Here is a 13,450-nt window from a genome sequence, read left to right as displayed (position 1 = left end):
GGGCGCCGGGCCGGGACGGCCGGCCGCCGGGCCGCCGGGCGGGGCGGCGGCCGGCAGTTCGGTCAGGTGCACCGCCTCGTGCCCGCCGCTGTCGAACCCGTGGTCCCGCGTTCTCCCCGCGCCGCATCGCACCTCCCCGTCCACGCGGGCCCGCAACACCGCCTCCAGCGCCGCCGCGTGGACCGGCGGCCCGTCCGCCCGCGCGGTCCCGGGCCCGGGCAGGTCCAGCGCGCCCATGGAGCCTCCTTCGCGCCGTCCACGGCCGTGTCCACCGGCCCGGCCCGCCGGGTACCCGCGGGGACGCGCGGACCGTCACCGCACCGGCGCACCACCTCCCGCCGTGGGTGCGGCACGGGCGCCCGCGCTGCCGCCGTACGGGAGAAAACACCCTTCAGGTGGTCGCGGACCGTGTCGCTGTTCGGCCGAACGGGTGACATGGCGTAAGAATTGGCTGGTGCAGGCGATGAGTGCGAGACAGATCGGGGGGAGCCGGTGAACAGCCACGATGTCACCGATGAACAGTGGGAAGGGCTCGCCCAGGTCGTGCCGCTGCGGGGCCGGGACGCCTGGCCGTCCGCGGTGGGCCACCGCGCCCTGCCGGACGCGGAGACCGAGACCCGCCGCCGTTTCGTCGTCCTGCGCGTCAACGTCTTCGCGGACGCCCGCGAGGTCGCCGAGACCCTGATGGCCGGCATCCCGGTGCTGCTGGACCTCACGGGCGCCGAGACGGAGGTCGCCAAGCGGGTCCTGGACTTCAGCACGGGCGTCGTGTTCGGCCTGGCGAGCGGCATGCACCGGGTGGACCGCAACGTCTTCCTGCTGACCCCGCCCGGGACCGAGGTGCAGGGGCTGATGGAGGGGGCGGCGGGCGTTCCCGGGATGTGACGGGGAGCGCCGGCGTCGCCCGATCGTAGGAAGGTCCGACCGGCGGAACGGTTCCGCCGGGTCGCGGTCTTCTACGGTCCGGGCATGGCCGCGCTCCCCCTCACCGCCCCGCCCGCCGTCCCCCTCCCGCCGGGGCCGGGATGCCCGGAGCGGCCGTGCGTCACGGAGTTGAGGCTGTCCGCGTTCGCCGGGCACCTGGGCGCCCGGCTGCCGCTCGGGCCGTGCACGCTGCTCGCCGGACCGAGCGGTTCCGGCAAGACGACCGCGCTGCGGGCGTACGAGGCGCTGGCCCGGCTCGGCGCCGGGGCGCGGCTCGCCGAGGTGTTCCCCGATCCCCTGGCCTGCGTGCCGGAGCGGGCCCGCCCGGACGCCCAGCGCCGGCGAGGGTTCCGGATCGGCTGCACGGCGGACGGTCCCGAGGGCCCGGTACGGCTCGACGTCGCCGTCCAGGCCGAGCCCGAACTGCGGGTCGTCGGGGAGCGGTTGACCGCCGGCCGCCGGGTGCTGCTGGAGACGGCCCTGCGTGACCCCGGCCGGCGCGCCGTGCAGGCCGCCTGGCACACCGGGGGGTCGGCTCCCGTGACCCGGGCCCCGCTGCCCGACGACCGGCTCGGCACCGCGCTGCTGCCGTTGCGGGTGGCGGGCAAGACCGACGGGCAGCGGCAGGTGCTCGCCGCCGCCGAGCAGACGGTGGTGGCCCTGCGGTCGGTGTTCGCCTGCGAGCCGCTGCCCGGCCGGATGCGCACGCCGGCGCCGGCCGGCACCGGGCGCCTCCTGGGCGGCTGCGGCAACCTCGCCGAGGTCCTGCTGCGCACGCGCCGGGAGTGCGCGCGGCGGCACGGGCAGTTCGTCGCGGCGGTACGGGCCGGCTGCGCCGGGCACGTCGCGGACGTCCTCGCCGAACCGGCGGCGGACGGCACCGTCCGGGGAAGCCTCGACCGCGGCGACGGGCACCGAACCGGCTTCGGGCGGCTGGGCGACGGGGAGTTGCGCTACCTCGCGCTCGCCCTGGTCCTCTTCACCGGGCCCGGCGTGCTCGACGTCGACCCGGCCGGCGAGGTGCCCGCCGCCCTGCAGACCCTGACGGTGCTCGCCGACGGCTTGGACCGCGGGCTGGACCCGGCGCAGCGCGCCGGACTGCTGCGTCTGGCGGCCCGGATGAGCGAGCGCGGGCACATCCGGCTGGTCGGCACGGTGAGCGACGCCTCGTGGGCGACGGGGACGGCGGAGGCGACAGGGACGGCGGGGGCGACGGGTGCTACCGGGGCGGCGGAGGCGAGGGCAACCACCGGGGCGACCGGGGCCGCCAGGGCAGCCGGGGCCGATGGGATCACGGTGGTACACCTGAAGCCGTGACAGCACACTCAGCCCAGCCCGGACCGCCGGACCTCGCCGCACTGCAGCGCCGCCTCGCCGCGTTCGCCGCCGCCCGCGACTGGCAGCCGTACCACACGCCCAAGAATCTGGTCGCCGCGCTCAGCGTCGAGGCCTCCGAACTGGTGGAGATCTTCCAGTGGCTGACGCCCGAGGAGTCGGCCCGCGTGATGGCCGACTCCCAGACCGCGCACCGTGTCCGGGACGAGATCGCCGACGTGCTCGCGTACCTGCTCCAGCTGTGCGAGGTGCTCGGCGTCGACCCGCTGGCCGCGCTCGCCGCGAAGATCGACCGCAACGAGGAGCGGTTCCCGGCGCCGGACGGCCCGTGACGGTGCCGTGCCGGAGCCGTGGCGGTGCCGCGTCGAAGCCGTGGCGGTGCCGCTCCGAAGTCGCTCCGAAGTCGGGAGGACGGCGCTCCACTTTCACTCTCCGTATCTGAAAGGCGAACCGAAGCCGAATCGTTGTCCACAGATGCCCGTCTTCCTCTAGCTTTTCGTCTCAACGGCCCTCACTCTGGGTAGTGAGCAGGGGAGTTCGGGCAGACGTGCGGAGAGAGCGCGTCGGGACAGACGGGGGCAGCGCATGGACGCGGTGCGACTCATCCTGACGAGCAGGCGTGCCCTGGCGGGAAGCGGTGAGATACCCGGGATCCTGACGGAGGTGTGGCAGGCGCAGGCCCTCGCCCAGGCCATCGGCAGCCGCCTCGCCGTCTTCGGCCCGCCCGAACTGCGCGGCGAGGCCCTGGGGCTGACCGAGCTGGCGGGTCGCGGCTGCGGCGTGCTGGACACCCCGCAACTGGCCCCCGGTGAGCTGCGCGCGGCCCAGCTCACCGAGCTGGGCGACGCCCGCCAGGCCCTGCTCCACCTGGGCAGCCTGCTCGGCGAGGTGGGCATAGCCCTCGTCGGCATCACCTGCGCCGCCCCCGACGAGGGCACGTACTGGCAGTGCATGGAGGCCATCGACGCGGCGGACGAGTCGCGGGACCGCGTCCGGGAGCTGCTGCGCAAACTGGCCGACCGGGAGCAGGCCGTACCGGCCCGGGAGGCGGGCTGAGGCTCGTCTCCTGCCCCCTCGGGGCGGATCGCCGTCGTCGGCCGGTGGCCCGCCGGGGAACTACGTGCGCTCCAGCGTCTCGGGAGGCTCGGCCGCCCGCTCCTCCCGGGCCGCGGGGGCCGGTCTGTCCGTGCCGGCCGCCCGCAGATCCGCGTCCAGGGCCGACAGGTCCGCGTTCAGCGCCGCCATCAACTCCTCCATCTGCTGCAGCAGCCCCTTCGGCCGGGCATCGCCCCCGCCCTGCTGCGGCACGGTCTCCTCGGACATGACGGCCTCCTGCGCCCTGGCCCCCGGGGGCTGGTACGGGTGTCGCCCCGGCGTCGACGGCGTCGACGGCGTCGAGGGGCCGGTGCGGGCGCCGGGCGGTCCGGCTCCGCCCCGGCCAACGATCACCATCCGGGCGGGTCACTGGCCCGGGCGCGCACCCGCGTACGGGGTTGACGCTTCTCACCCGCGGCGGGGACCGGGCGGTGCCCCGCGCGACGGCCGCCGCAACCGATGCGGTACCGGCCCCTGCGAACAGGCAGGATGGAAGCATGGATCTTCGAATCTTCACCGAGCCCCAGCAGGGGGCGACCTACGACACCCTGCTCACCGTCGCGAAGGCCACCGAGGACCTCGGCTTCGACGCCTTTTTCCGCTCGGACCACTACCTGAAGATGGGCTCCGTCGACGGCCTGCCCGGCCCCACCGACGCCTGGATCACCCTCGCCGGACTGGCCCGTGAGACCAGGCGCATCCGGCTCGGCACGCTGATGACCGCCGGCACCTTCCGGCTGCCCGGCGTCCTCGCCATCCAGGTCGCACAGGTCGACCAGATGTCCGGCGGCCGCGTCGAACTCGGCCTGGGCGCGGGCTGGTTCGCCGAGGAGCACACGGCGTACGGCATCCCCTTCCCCAAGGAGAAGTTCGGCCGGCTGGAGGAGCAGCTGGAGATCGTCACCGGGCTGTGGGCCACGGAGCCCGGCCGCACCTTCGACTTCCAGGGCACCTACTACCAGCTCGAGGGCTCGCCCGCGCTGCCCAAGCCCGCCCAGGCGAAGATCCCGGTCCTCGTCGGCGGCCACGGCGCGGTCCGCACGCCCCGGCTGGCCGCGCGCTACGCCGACGAGTTCAACATGCCGTTCGCCTCCGTCGCGGACAGCGAGCGCCAGTTCGGCCGGGTCCGCGCGGCCGCCGAGGAGGCCGGCCGCGAGGGCGACGGCCTCGTCTACTCCAACGCCCTCGTGGTCTGCGTCGGCAAGGACGACCAGGAGGTCGCCCGCCGCGCCGCCGCGATCGGCCGCGAGGTCGACGAACTGAAGCTCAACGGCCTGGCCGGCTCTCCGGCCGAGGTCGTCGACAAGATCGGCCGTTACGCCGAGATCGGCTGCCGCCGTGTCTATCTCCAGGTCCTCGACCTCGGCGACCTGGACCACCTGGAGCTGATCTCGTCCCAGGTGCAGGCGCAGCTGCCGTAAGCCCCGGCCGGGAGCGGTGGCCGGTCCCGCCGCCGCGTCCCACCCGTGGCGCTCCCGTCGCCAGGCCCCCCGTTGGGACGCGTACCCCCGCGCCGACGGCGAGCAGCGCGGCGGTCAGGGCGGGGAACGCGACGGCGGGACTGGCGTATCCGGGGACGCCGGCCGGGTAGCTCTCGCCGGTGCTGGTGCGGCAGACCAGCCAGATCGGTATCACCTCGACGCCGGTGCTCAGGATGGCGGCGCCCCGGTGCGGTCCGCCGGCCGTGAGGCAGGGACGCTGCGGAGACGGCCCCGGTGCTGGTGGGCTCGCGTCCAGCCGTTGGCGGTGAGACCGGTCATGGTCTGATCGGGGTGAGCGTGCTGACGCGGTTCTCGTACTCGCGGCGGTCTTGCGCTGGGCGGGGACCGCCCCGGTGCCGTCGAGGACCCGGCGGCGGTCAAGGAGCCGGCGGTGGACCGCGGCACGGCGCTGACGCGGAGGGTGTGGCCCGTGCCGCGTCGTACGGCCCGGACCTCGTCGAGCGCGGCCCGCTCGGCGGGCTCCAGCTCGGCGCCGCGGAGGAAGCCGGCAAGGGGATGCGCGCCGCCTCGCCCCCCGGATCGCACGGGGTCATGGGACCCGTCGGCCGCCTGTCAGCAAACGATGGCGAGTTCGAGCGGTCAGCGCCTCGCTGCCGTTCCGGGAGGCCAGACCCGGACCGCACCGTCGCCCCCTTGCCGAAACGGCATGCATCTTTGCCGTACTGCGTTGCCGGATCGCAGGGTGGGGTCATGAACGAGCGAGAGATGACGCGAGTGGACCGAACGGCCTGGGACGTGGTCGTGGTCGGCGGAGGGGCGGCCGGACTTTCGGCCGCGCTGACCCTGGGCCGGGTGCGCCGGTCGGTGCTGGTGATCGACGCGGGGGAACCGCGCAACGCCCCGGCCGTCGGGGTCGGTGCGCACGGCATTCTGGGCCGGGAGGGCGTGTCGCCGCTGGAGCTGCTGCGCCTGGGGCGGGAGGAGGTCGCCGGGTACGGCGGCCGGGTGGTTTCCGGCCGGGTGGCGCAGGTGCATCGGGACGGTGAGGAGTTCTCGGTGGTCACCGAGGACTGGCAGCGGGTGCGGGCGCGGCGGGTGCTGGTGACGACGGGGCTGGTCGACGAGCTGCCGGATGTGCCCGGACTGGCTGCGCGATGGGGGCGCGATGTCCTGCACTGCGTGTACTGCCACGGCTGGGAGGTGCGTGACCGGGCGATCGGCGTGCTGGGCAGCTTCCACCAGGCGCTGCTGTTCAGGCAGATGTCCAAGGACGTCACCCTGTTCCTGCACGAGGGCGCGGAGCTGACCGAGGAGCAGTGGGAGCATCTGGCCGGTCTGGGCGTCGGCGTGGTCGAGGGCGAGGTCGGCGGTCTGGTCGTGGACGAGGAGCGGGACCGGCTGGCAGGGGTGCGCCTGGTGTCGGGGGTGGTGGTTCCGGTGGAGAAGCTGGTGGTGGCGCCGCGGTTCGTGGCACGCGCCGCTTTCCTCGACGGGCTTGGCCTGGAGGTGCGGGAGCACCCGATGGGGATCGGTGAGCAGGTGGTGGTGGACGGCTCCGGTTTCACCGGGGTCGAGGGGGTGTGGGCGGCGGGCAACGTCAGCGACGTGATGGCCGGTGTTCCCCAGGCCATGGCGGCCGGGGTCGGCGCTGCGGCGGCGATCAACATGAACCTGCTGATGACCGACGCCGGCCGTGCGGCCGCCTCCCGTACCGCGGTCTCCGGCACCGACGTGTTCGGCGGGGCGATGGAGGCCGAGGTGTCGCGGCGGATGCTGGGGACGCGTGCGCATGGGCTGGACGGTCTCGTGGACGAAGGCTGAGGGCCGCTGGTGTGCCGGCCGGGGAGGGGGTCAGGTGGTGCGTGCCTTGAGGTGAGCCCGCTCTCCCTGGGTGCCGAACAGGACAAGGAGTTCCACGGTGCGGTCGTCGTCGGGGCCGAGCCAGTGCGGCACGTGGGTGTCGAACTCGGCGGCTTCGCCCGGCTTGAGGATCACGGTCTCGTCTCCGAGCAGCAGGCGCAGCCGGCCGGCGAGTACGTAGACCCATTCGAAGCCCTCATGTGTGCTGAACTGCGGTTCGGTGCCGGGCCGGGGCGGAATGAGGAGCTTGTGGGCCTGCACGCCGCCGGGCCGGCTGAGCGGCACGAAGGTCATGCCGTTGCGGGTGACCGGTTTGAGGTGGATGCGCGGATCCCCGGTGCGCGGGGCGCCGACGAGCTCGTCCAGGGGCACGGCGTAGACCTCGGCGAGCGGCAGCAGCATCTCCAGGGTCGGTTTGCGGGTCCCGCCTTCGAGGCGGGAGAGCGTGCTCTCGTTGATCCCGGTCTGCCCGGCCAGGGCGGCCAGTGTCAGGCCGTGACGTCGGCGCAGGTCCCGCAGGCGTGGCCCGACCGCGGCCAGCCGGTCCTTCTTCTCGGTGTGATGAGAGGCGCTCATGTCCACCAGCATGCTGAAACGGCATGAGACCTTGCAACTCCGGCAGCGGCTGGAGCAGTGTCCCACCAGCGGCCCGGGCCACGCCCGGTGGTCCGCCCATGACCTTCCCACTTCCCTGAACTCCTTGAGGACTGGCCCTGCGATGACGATGGAGCCCGACGCTGTGAACCGCAGCGAAGACACTCTGGACCCGTGGCGTTGGTGGGCGCTGACGGTGATCTCGGTGGCGACGCTGATGGTGGTGCTGGACGCCTCCGTCATCAACATCGCCCTCCCGCACGCCCAGGCCGACCTGGACGTCAGCGACGCGAACCGGCAATGGGCGGTGACCGCCTACGCCCTCACCTTCGGCGGTCTGCTGCTGCTCGGCGGGCGCGTCGTCGACTTCGCCGGCCGCAAGCGCGTCTTCCTTGTCGGACTGGTCGGCTTCGCCGCCGCCTCCATGGTCGCCGGCGTCGCTCCGAACGGGGCGACCCTGTTCGCCGGACGTGCCCTGCAGGGCGTCTTCGCCGCTCTGCTGGCCCCGGCCGCCCTGTCCTTGATCGCGGTCACCTTCACCGACGCACGGGAGCGGGCCAAGGCGTTCGGCGTCTACGGCGCCCTGCAGGGCGCGGGCGGCGCGGTCGGTCTGATCGTGGGCGGCCTGCTGACCGAATACACCAGCTGGCGCTGGTGCCTGTTCGTCAACACCCCCATCGCCCTCGCCGTCGCCCTGGCCGCCCTGCCCACTCTCAAGGAGAGCCGCGCAGAAGGCACCCGCCGCTACGACGTCCCCGGCGCGCTGCTCGTCACCACCGGCCTGGTAGCCGTCGTATGGGGCGTCACCCACGCAGCGGAAGCGGGCTGGAACACCCCGGCGACCTGGCTCCTGCTCGCCACCGGAATCCTCCTGCTGGCCGCCTTCGTCCTGGTCGAGCAGCGCACCGCCCACCCGCTGCTGCCGCTGCGCGTCGTCCTGGACCGGGACCGCGGTGGCGCGTTCCTCGCCTCCCTGCTGATCGGGGCGGGCATGTTCGGCCTGATGCTGTTCCTGACCTACTACCTCCAGGTCAACCTCGGCTACCAGCCGCTGCGCGCGGGGCTGGCGTTCCTGCCCTTCAGCGCCGGCATCATCGCCGCGGCCACCTTCGGCGCCCCCCTGGTCACCCGGCTCGGCCCCAAGACCCTGATGACGGCCGGGACGGCCGTCACCCTGGCCGGCACCCTGGTGCTGACGCCACTCAGGCCCACCGAGGGCTACCTGACCATCGTGCTGCCCGCCATGATCCTGACCGGTCTCGGTCTGGGCGCGTTCTTCGTCGCGCTGCCCAACACCGCCCTCGCCGGCATCTCCCCGTCCGACACCGGTGTCGCCAGCGCGATGATCGGCACCACCCAGCAGGTCGGCGGCGCGGTCGGCCCCGCCCTCCTCAACACCCTGTACGTCTCCGCCCTAGCCGGGTTCCTCGCCGACCGCACCGGCGCCGTGACGCGGGCCGTCCGGCTGGACGGATACGTACACGGCTACCGGGTCGCCTTCCTCGCCAGCGCCGCCCTGTTCGCCCTCGCCCTCGCCGCCACCGGCCTCCTCATCCGAAGCCGCCGCACTCACACCGCCGCCTCGTGACCACCCGCACTGAAAGGCCCCGCACATGAACAGCGCCAACGAGTCCGCCGCGTTCTGGGAGCAGCACTACGCCGGCATGGACGCGCGGTGGGGCACCAAGCCCAACGCCGTCCTGACCACCCTGCTCGCCGACCTGGCCCCCACCCCGGGCACCGCCCTGGACCTGGGCTGCGGCCACGGCGGCGACGCACTCTGGCTCGCCGCCCAGGGCTGGGACGTCACGCCCCGTCGACGTCTCCCCAACCGCCCTCGACCGCGTGGCGGCAGGCGCCGCGGCCACCGGCCTCACCGACCGGATCCACCCCCAGCAGCACGACCTCTCCGAGACGTTCCCCGACGGCGCCTGGGACCTGGTCACCGCAACCTACTTCCACACCCCCGTCACCATCGCCCGCGAGACCGTCCTGCGGCGAGCCGCCCAGGCCGTAGCACCCGGCGGGCGGCTGATCGTGATCGAGCACGCCTCCACCGCCCCCTGGTCCTGGCAGGCCGGCCAGGACATCCACTACCCCACCCCCCAGGACGTCATCGCCTCGCTCCGGCTCGACCACACCTGGACGGTCGAACGCGGCGACGCACCCCAGCGCACCGCCACCGGCCCCGAAGGACGAACCGCGACCGTCACCGACAACGTCATCGCCGTCCGACGCACCGGCTGACACGTACACAGGACAGAAACTCAGCCGCCCCCTGGCCCCGCACCACTGTGGCGTCGCCGAAGTACACAAGGAAACCGCCGCCGCTTCAGCCCGCTCGGTCGTCGTCCTCGTCCAGCTCCGGAGCCTCCGGGTCGCGCAGCGGACGCAGGGCGCCGGCCGCCGGGGTGGAGGCGGTGAAGCCGTAACGGCCGAGCAGGTGCAGATTGCGGTGCTTGAGCGGGGAGAGCCGGGCGATGTCCTCCTCCCGGATCTCGTGGCCCTCGGCGCGAAGCCGGGCGACGGCGGCGTCGATGTGGCGGGTGGTCCAGAGCACGATGGCGTTGAGGACCAGGCCGAGGGCGCCGAACTGGTCCGCCATCCCGTCGCGGTATGCCTGGCGGATGGTGCCGCGCTTGCCGCGGCACACGTCCCTCGCCAGTTCGTGGCGCGACTCCTGCACGGTGAGCTGCCGGTTCATCTGCCGCCGGTAGGTGTCGTCCACCGGGTCGACCACCCGCAGCAGGTGCTCGGTCTTCGCGATCCACCCGTACTCGGCGAACGCCGCCCCCAGCGGGGTCGGACGCCCTTCGCGGCCGAACATGCGCAGCCCGGCCGCGGCCGGCGGGCCGGTCTCAGGGGCCGGCCCGCCGGAACGGGGGTGAACAGGAGCGCGAATGGTCAGGATGGAGGCATGGGATTCCATGTCGACTCCGAGGCCGGGCGGCTGCGCCGCGTCATCCTGCACCGGCCGGATCTGGAGCTCAAAAGGCTCACCCCCAGCAACAAGGACGCCCTGCTCTTCGACGACGTCCTGTGGGTGCGCCGGGCGCGCGCCGAGCACGACGGGTTCGCCGACGTGCTGCGCGACCGCGGCGTGACCGTCCACCTGTTCGGCGACCTGCTCATCGAGGCGCTGGAGATCCCGGCCGCCCGCACGCTCGTCCTGGACCGGGTCTTCGACGAGAAGGAGTACGGCCCGCTGGCCACCGACCACCTCCGGGCGGCCTTCGAGGCGCTGCCCACCCGGGAGCTGGCCGAGGCGCTGGTCGGCGGGATGACCAAGCGGGAGTTCCTGGACGCGCACGCGGAGCCGGCCTCCGTGCGCTTCCACGTCATGGACCTCGACGCGTTCCTGCTCGACCCGCTGCCGAACCACCTCTTCACCCGGGACACCTCCGCCTGGATCTACGACGGCGTCTCCATCAACGCCATGCGCTGGCCCGCCCGGCAGCGCGAGACCGTGCACTTCGAGGCGATCTACCGGCACCACCCGCTCTTCCGCGACGAACGGTTCCACCTCTGGTCCGAGGGGCAGGCGGACTACCCGTCGACCATCGAGGGCGGGGACGTGCTCGTGATCGGCAACGGTGCCGTGCTCATCGGGATGAGCGAGCGGACCACCCCGCAGGCCGTCGAGATGCTGGCGCACAAGCTGTTCGCCGCGGGCTCCGCGGAGACGATCGTGGCCCTGGACATGCCCAAGCGGCGGGCGCTGATGCATCTCGACACCGTGATGACCATGGTCGACGGCGATGTCTTCACGCAGTACGCCGGGCTCGGCATGCTCCGCTCGTACACCATCGAGCCGGGCGTCGGCGAGAAGGAGCTGAAGGTCACCGACCACCCGCCGGAGCACATGCACCGGGCGATCGCCGCCGCGCTGGGGCTGAGCGAGATCCGGGTGCTGACCGCCACGCAGGACGTGCACGCGGCCGAGCGCGAGCAGTGGGACGACGGCTGCAACGTGCTCGCCGTGGAACCGGGCGTGGTCGTCGCCTACGAGCGGAACTCCACCACCAACACGCACCTGCGCAAACAGGGCATCGAGGTGATCGAGATCCCGGGCAGCGAGCTGGGACGGGGCCGGGGCGGCCCGCGGTGCATGAGCTGTCCGGTGGCGCGGGACGCGGTGTGAGACCGCCCGGCTCCGGCCCACCCACCGGATTGCATAGAAATGCCACACGTCGTATAGACTTCCAGCGTCCCTGTCCCTGCCCCGCACTTCTGGAGCGCCCCCATGGCGAGAGTCCCGACCGCCCTCGCAGGCCGCCATTTCCTCAAGGAGCTCGACTTCACCGCGTCGGAGTTCCTGGGCCTGGTCGAGCTGGCAGCCGAGCTGAAGGCCGCCAAGAAGGCCGGGACCGAGACCCCCCGCCTGCGGGGCCGTGCCATCGCGCTGATCTTCGAGAAGACCTCGACGCGCACCCGCTGCGCGTTCGAGGTCGCCGCCGCCGACCAGGGCGCCGCGACGACGTACCTGGACCCGGCCGGCTCGCAGATCGGTCACAAGGAGTCGGTGAAGGACACCGCGCGCGTGCTGGGCCGGATGTACGACGCCATCGAGTACCGCGGCGACAGCCAGGCGAAGGTGGAGGAGCTGGCGGCCCACGCCGGCGTGCCGGTCTACAACGGCCTCACCGACGACTGGCACCCCACCCAGATGCTCGCCGACGTCCTGACCATGACCGAGCACGGCACCGGGCCGCTGGCCGGTACCGCGTACGCCTACCTCGGCGACGCCCGCTTCAACATGGGCAACTCCTACCTGGTCACCGGCGCCCTGCTCGGCATGGACGTGCGGATCGTCGCCCCCCGGGCCTACTGGCCCGCCCAGGAGGTCGTCGACCGGGCCCGCGCGCTCGCCGGGACCAGCGGTGCGCGGATCACCCTCACCGAGGACGTGGCCGAGGGCGTGCGCGGCGCCGGCTTCGTCGCCACCGACGTCTGGGTCTCCATGGGCGAGCCCAAGGAGGTCTGGGACGAGCGGATCGCCGCGCTCGCGCCGTACGCCGTGACCATGGACGTGCTGCGGGCCACCGGCAACCCGGACGTGCGGTTCCTGCACTGCCTGCCCGCCTTCCACGACCTCGGCACCGAGGTCGGCCGCGACATCCACGCGCGGCACGGGCTGGACTGCCTGGAGGTCACCGACGAGGTCTTCGAGTCGCCCCACTCGGTCGTCTTCGACCAGGCGGAGAACCGGCTGCACACCATCAAGGCCGTGCTGGTCGCCACCCTGGCCTGAGCCGTCGCGGGTACCCTGGTCATCGCGATCGTCTTCGCGGTCCCGGGGGCCTTCTCGTCGCTCGACCCGGTGGTCGGCCCGTGCACCATCGGCACGCTCGCCGTCATGGCGGCGGTGAACGTCGCGGTGATCGCCCTGCGCCGCCGCGAGCCGGACCTGCCGCGCACCTTCCGGGTGCCGCTCCACCCCGTGCCGCCCGTGCTGGGCGTCGGCCTCTGCCCGTACCTGACGTACGAGACGGGCTGGACGACCTGGGTCCAGTTCGCGGGGTTCCTCGCGGCCGGGCTGCTGGTCCGCCTCGGCCACGGGCGCCGCAACGCGCGGCCGGCCGGGGTCACGACGCCGGACGCGGACGCCACCGCGGTTGCCGCTGACGCTGACGCGGTACGACAGGCAGTCTGAACCACACCGCCTTGCCGGACGCGGTGGGGCGGTGGCCGCAGGAAGCGCTCAGGGCGCGGATCAGCAGCAGACCGCGCCCGTGCTCCTGCCAGGGGTCGGGCCGGCGCTGGGCGGGACGCGTGAGGTTGCCGGGCGGCGCCGGGTCGGGGTCGTGCACCTCGACCGTGCAGCCGGTCGGCAGCAGCTTCACGACCAGCTCTATCGGGGCGTCGCCCGCGGTGTGCTCCACGGCGTTGGCCACCAGCTCGGCGGTGAGCAGCTCGGCGGTGTCGCTGTCGGCGCCGTGCTCCAGCTCGGCGAGCGCCGTACGGACCAGCGCGCGGGCCACGGGCACGGCCGCCGCCGAGTGCGGCAGCGCGACACGCCAGGAGGCGGGGGCGGAGGGGCGTTCGTGCAAGGCTGGTTCCGTTCATGGAGCAGGCGGGCCCTGACCGCCAGGAGATCAGGCGGTTCCCGCTGTCGACGCTGGGCAGGATACGGCGCCCCTCGCGATGGTCATATGACGGGCGCCGCCCGGGTCCTCGGCCCGGTGAGTGCGGCCTACCCG

At 73.5% G+C, this 13,450-nt stretch carries 12 protein-coding genes and 4 pseudogenes; 11 read left to right on the top strand and 5 right to left on the bottom strand.

The window, feature by feature from the left end:
* A pseudogene (locus tag ACFF45_RS22000) lies at positions 1 to 237 on the bottom strand (hypothetical protein); the annotation flags it as partial.
* Positions 238 to 492: 255 nt separating this feature from the next.
* On the opposite strand from ACFF45_RS22000, the gene ACFF45_RS21995 reads away from it, so the two are divergent.
* From ACFF45_RS21995 to ACFF45_RS21980, 4 genes are all read left to right on the top strand, one after another.
* Positions 493 to 885 (top strand): cell division protein SepF, encoded by a 393-nt coding sequence (locus tag ACFF45_RS21995; RefSeq protein WP_381348144.1) that lies wholly within the window; start codon positions 493 to 495, stop codon positions 883 to 885.
* An 84-nt stretch (positions 886 to 969) separates the two neighbouring features.
* Entirely contained in the window at positions 970 to 2,241 is a 1,272-nt protein-coding gene (locus ACFF45_RS21990) for an AAA family ATPase (RefSeq protein ID WP_381348143.1), read from the top strand.
* The gene (locus ACFF45_RS21985) at positions 2,238 to 2,591 is read left to right on the top strand and encodes a nucleotide pyrophosphohydrolase (RefSeq protein WP_381348142.1); all 354 of its coding nucleotides are present in this window, start codon (positions 2,238 to 2,240) and stop codon (positions 2,589 to 2,591) included. Before ACFF45_RS21990 ends, ACFF45_RS21985 begins: the two co-directional genes overlap by 4 nt.
* A 253-nt stretch (positions 2,592 to 2,844) precedes the next feature.
* Positions 2,845 to 3,315, top strand: a complete 471-nt coding sequence (locus tag ACFF45_RS21980) for a DUF6099 family protein (RefSeq protein WP_381348141.1) — start codon at positions 2,845 to 2,847, stop codon at positions 3,313 to 3,315.
* A gap of 60 nt (positions 3,316 to 3,375) precedes the next feature.
* Here ACFF45_RS21980 and ACFF45_RS21975 read toward each other — a convergent pair whose 3' ends face one another.
* Positions 3,376 to 3,582 (bottom strand): hypothetical protein, encoded by a 207-nt coding sequence (locus ACFF45_RS21975; RefSeq protein ID WP_381348140.1) that lies wholly within the window; start codon positions 3,580 to 3,582, stop codon positions 3,376 to 3,378.
* Positions 3,583 to 3,851: 269 nt separating this feature from the next.
* On the opposite strand from ACFF45_RS21975, the gene ACFF45_RS21970 reads away from it, so the two are divergent.
* Both ACFF45_RS21970 and ACFF45_RS21965 read left to right on the top strand, forming a co-directional pair.
* The gene (locus ACFF45_RS21970) at positions 3,852 to 4,775 is read left to right on the top strand and encodes an LLM class F420-dependent oxidoreductase (protein WP_381348139.1); all 924 of its coding nucleotides are present in this window, start codon (positions 3,852 to 3,854) and stop codon (positions 4,773 to 4,775) included.
* 771 nt (positions 4,776 to 5,546) lie between these two features.
* The gene (locus ACFF45_RS21965) at positions 5,547 to 6,617 is read left to right on the top strand and encodes an NAD(P)/FAD-dependent oxidoreductase (RefSeq protein WP_381348138.1); all 1,071 of its coding nucleotides are present in this window, start codon (positions 5,547 to 5,549) and stop codon (positions 6,615 to 6,617) included.
* Positions 6,618 to 6,647: 30 nt separating this feature from the next.
* On the opposite strand, the gene ACFF45_RS21960 is transcribed toward ACFF45_RS21965, so the two are convergent.
* Positions 6,648 to 7,232, bottom strand: a complete 585-nt coding sequence (locus ACFF45_RS21960) for a helix-turn-helix domain-containing protein (protein ID WP_381348137.1) — start codon at positions 7,230 to 7,232, stop codon at positions 6,648 to 6,650.
* Between the two features lie 163 nt (positions 7,233 to 7,395).
* On the opposite strand from ACFF45_RS21960, the gene ACFF45_RS21955 reads away from it, so the two are divergent.
* Entirely contained in the window at positions 7,396 to 8,838 is a 1,443-nt protein-coding gene (locus ACFF45_RS21955; RefSeq protein WP_381348136.1) for an MFS transporter, read from the top strand.
* 25 nt (positions 8,839 to 8,863) lie between these two features.
* Positions 8,864 to 9,497 (top strand): annotated as a pseudogene (locus ACFF45_RS21950) (class I SAM-dependent methyltransferase).
* An 85-nt stretch (positions 9,498 to 9,582) separates the two neighbouring features.
* Here ACFF45_RS21950 and ACFF45_RS21945 read toward each other — a convergent pair.
* A pseudogene (locus ACFF45_RS21945) lies at positions 9,583 to 10,083 on the bottom strand (Tn3 family transposase); the annotation flags it as partial.
* Between the two features lie 84 nt (positions 10,084 to 10,167).
* Here ACFF45_RS21945 and ACFF45_RS21940 point away from each other — a divergent pair.
* From ACFF45_RS21940 to ACFF45_RS21930, 3 genes and pseudogenes are all read left to right on the top strand, one after another.
* Entirely contained in the window at positions 10,168 to 11,391 is a 1,224-nt protein-coding gene (locus tag ACFF45_RS21940; protein WP_381348135.1) for an arginine deiminase, read from the top strand.
* Between the two features lie 102 nt (positions 11,392 to 11,493).
* Positions 11,494 to 12,501, top strand: coding sequence for an ornithine carbamoyltransferase (gene argF, locus ACFF45_RS21935; RefSeq protein WP_381348134.1), 1,008 nt, complete (start codon positions 11,494 to 11,496; stop codon positions 12,499 to 12,501).
* 3 nt (positions 12,502 to 12,504) lie between these two features.
* Positions 12,505 to 12,903 (top strand): annotated as a pseudogene (locus ACFF45_RS21930) (amino acid permease); the annotation flags it as partial.
* On the opposite strand, the gene ACFF45_RS21925 reads toward ACFF45_RS21930, so the two are convergent.
* Positions 12,836 to 13,300 (bottom strand): ATP-binding protein, encoded by a 465-nt coding sequence (locus tag ACFF45_RS21925; RefSeq protein ID WP_381348133.1) that lies wholly within the window; start codon positions 13,298 to 13,300, stop codon positions 12,836 to 12,838. The pseudogene ACFF45_RS21930 and the gene ACFF45_RS21925 sit on opposite strands and share 68 nt — an antisense overlap.
* Positions 13,301 to 13,450: the final 150 nt, after the last annotated feature.

The sequence above is a fragment of the Streptomyces cinereospinus genome (genome assembly GCF_042430725.1).
In the GTDB taxonomy this organism is placed as follows: Bacteria; Actinomycetota; Actinomycetes; order Streptomycetales; family Streptomycetaceae; genus Streptomyces; species Streptomyces cinereospinus.
The sequence above is the reverse complement of the archived record's forward strand: the minus strand, read 5'-3'. Positions and strand labels throughout refer to the sequence as shown.

Excerpts from the sequence above, each read along its gene's own strand:
- ACFF45_RS21940 (WP_381348135.1), top strand. The coding sequence starts at position 10,168 with ATGGGATTCCATGTCGACTCCGAGGCCGGGCGGCTGCGCCGCGTCATC.
- ACFF45_RS21965 (WP_381348138.1), top strand. The coding sequence starts at position 5,547 with ATGAACGAGCGAGAGATGACGCGAGTGGACCGAACGGCCTGGGACGTG.
- ACFF45_RS21990 (WP_381348143.1), top strand. The coding sequence starts at position 970 with ATGGCCGCGCTCCCCCTCACCGCCCCGCCCGCCGTCCCCCTCCCGCCG.
- ACFF45_RS21975 (WP_381348140.1), bottom strand. The coding sequence starts at position 3,582 with ATGTCCGAGGAGACCGTGCCGCAGCAGGGCGGGGGCGATGCCCGGCCG.
- ACFF45_RS21970 (WP_381348139.1), top strand. The coding sequence starts at position 3,852 with ATGGATCTTCGAATCTTCACCGAGCCCCAGCAGGGGGCGACCTACGAC.
- argF (WP_381348134.1), top strand. The coding sequence starts at position 11,494 with ATGGCGAGAGTCCCGACCGCCCTCGCAGGCCGCCATTTCCTCAAGGAG.
- ACFF45_RS21980 (WP_381348141.1), top strand. The coding sequence starts at position 2,845 with ATGGACGCGGTGCGACTCATCCTGACGAGCAGGCGTGCCCTGGCGGGA.
- ACFF45_RS21960 (WP_381348137.1), bottom strand. The coding sequence starts at position 7,232 with ATGAGCGCCTCTCATCACACCGAGAAGAAGGACCGGCTGGCCGCGGTC.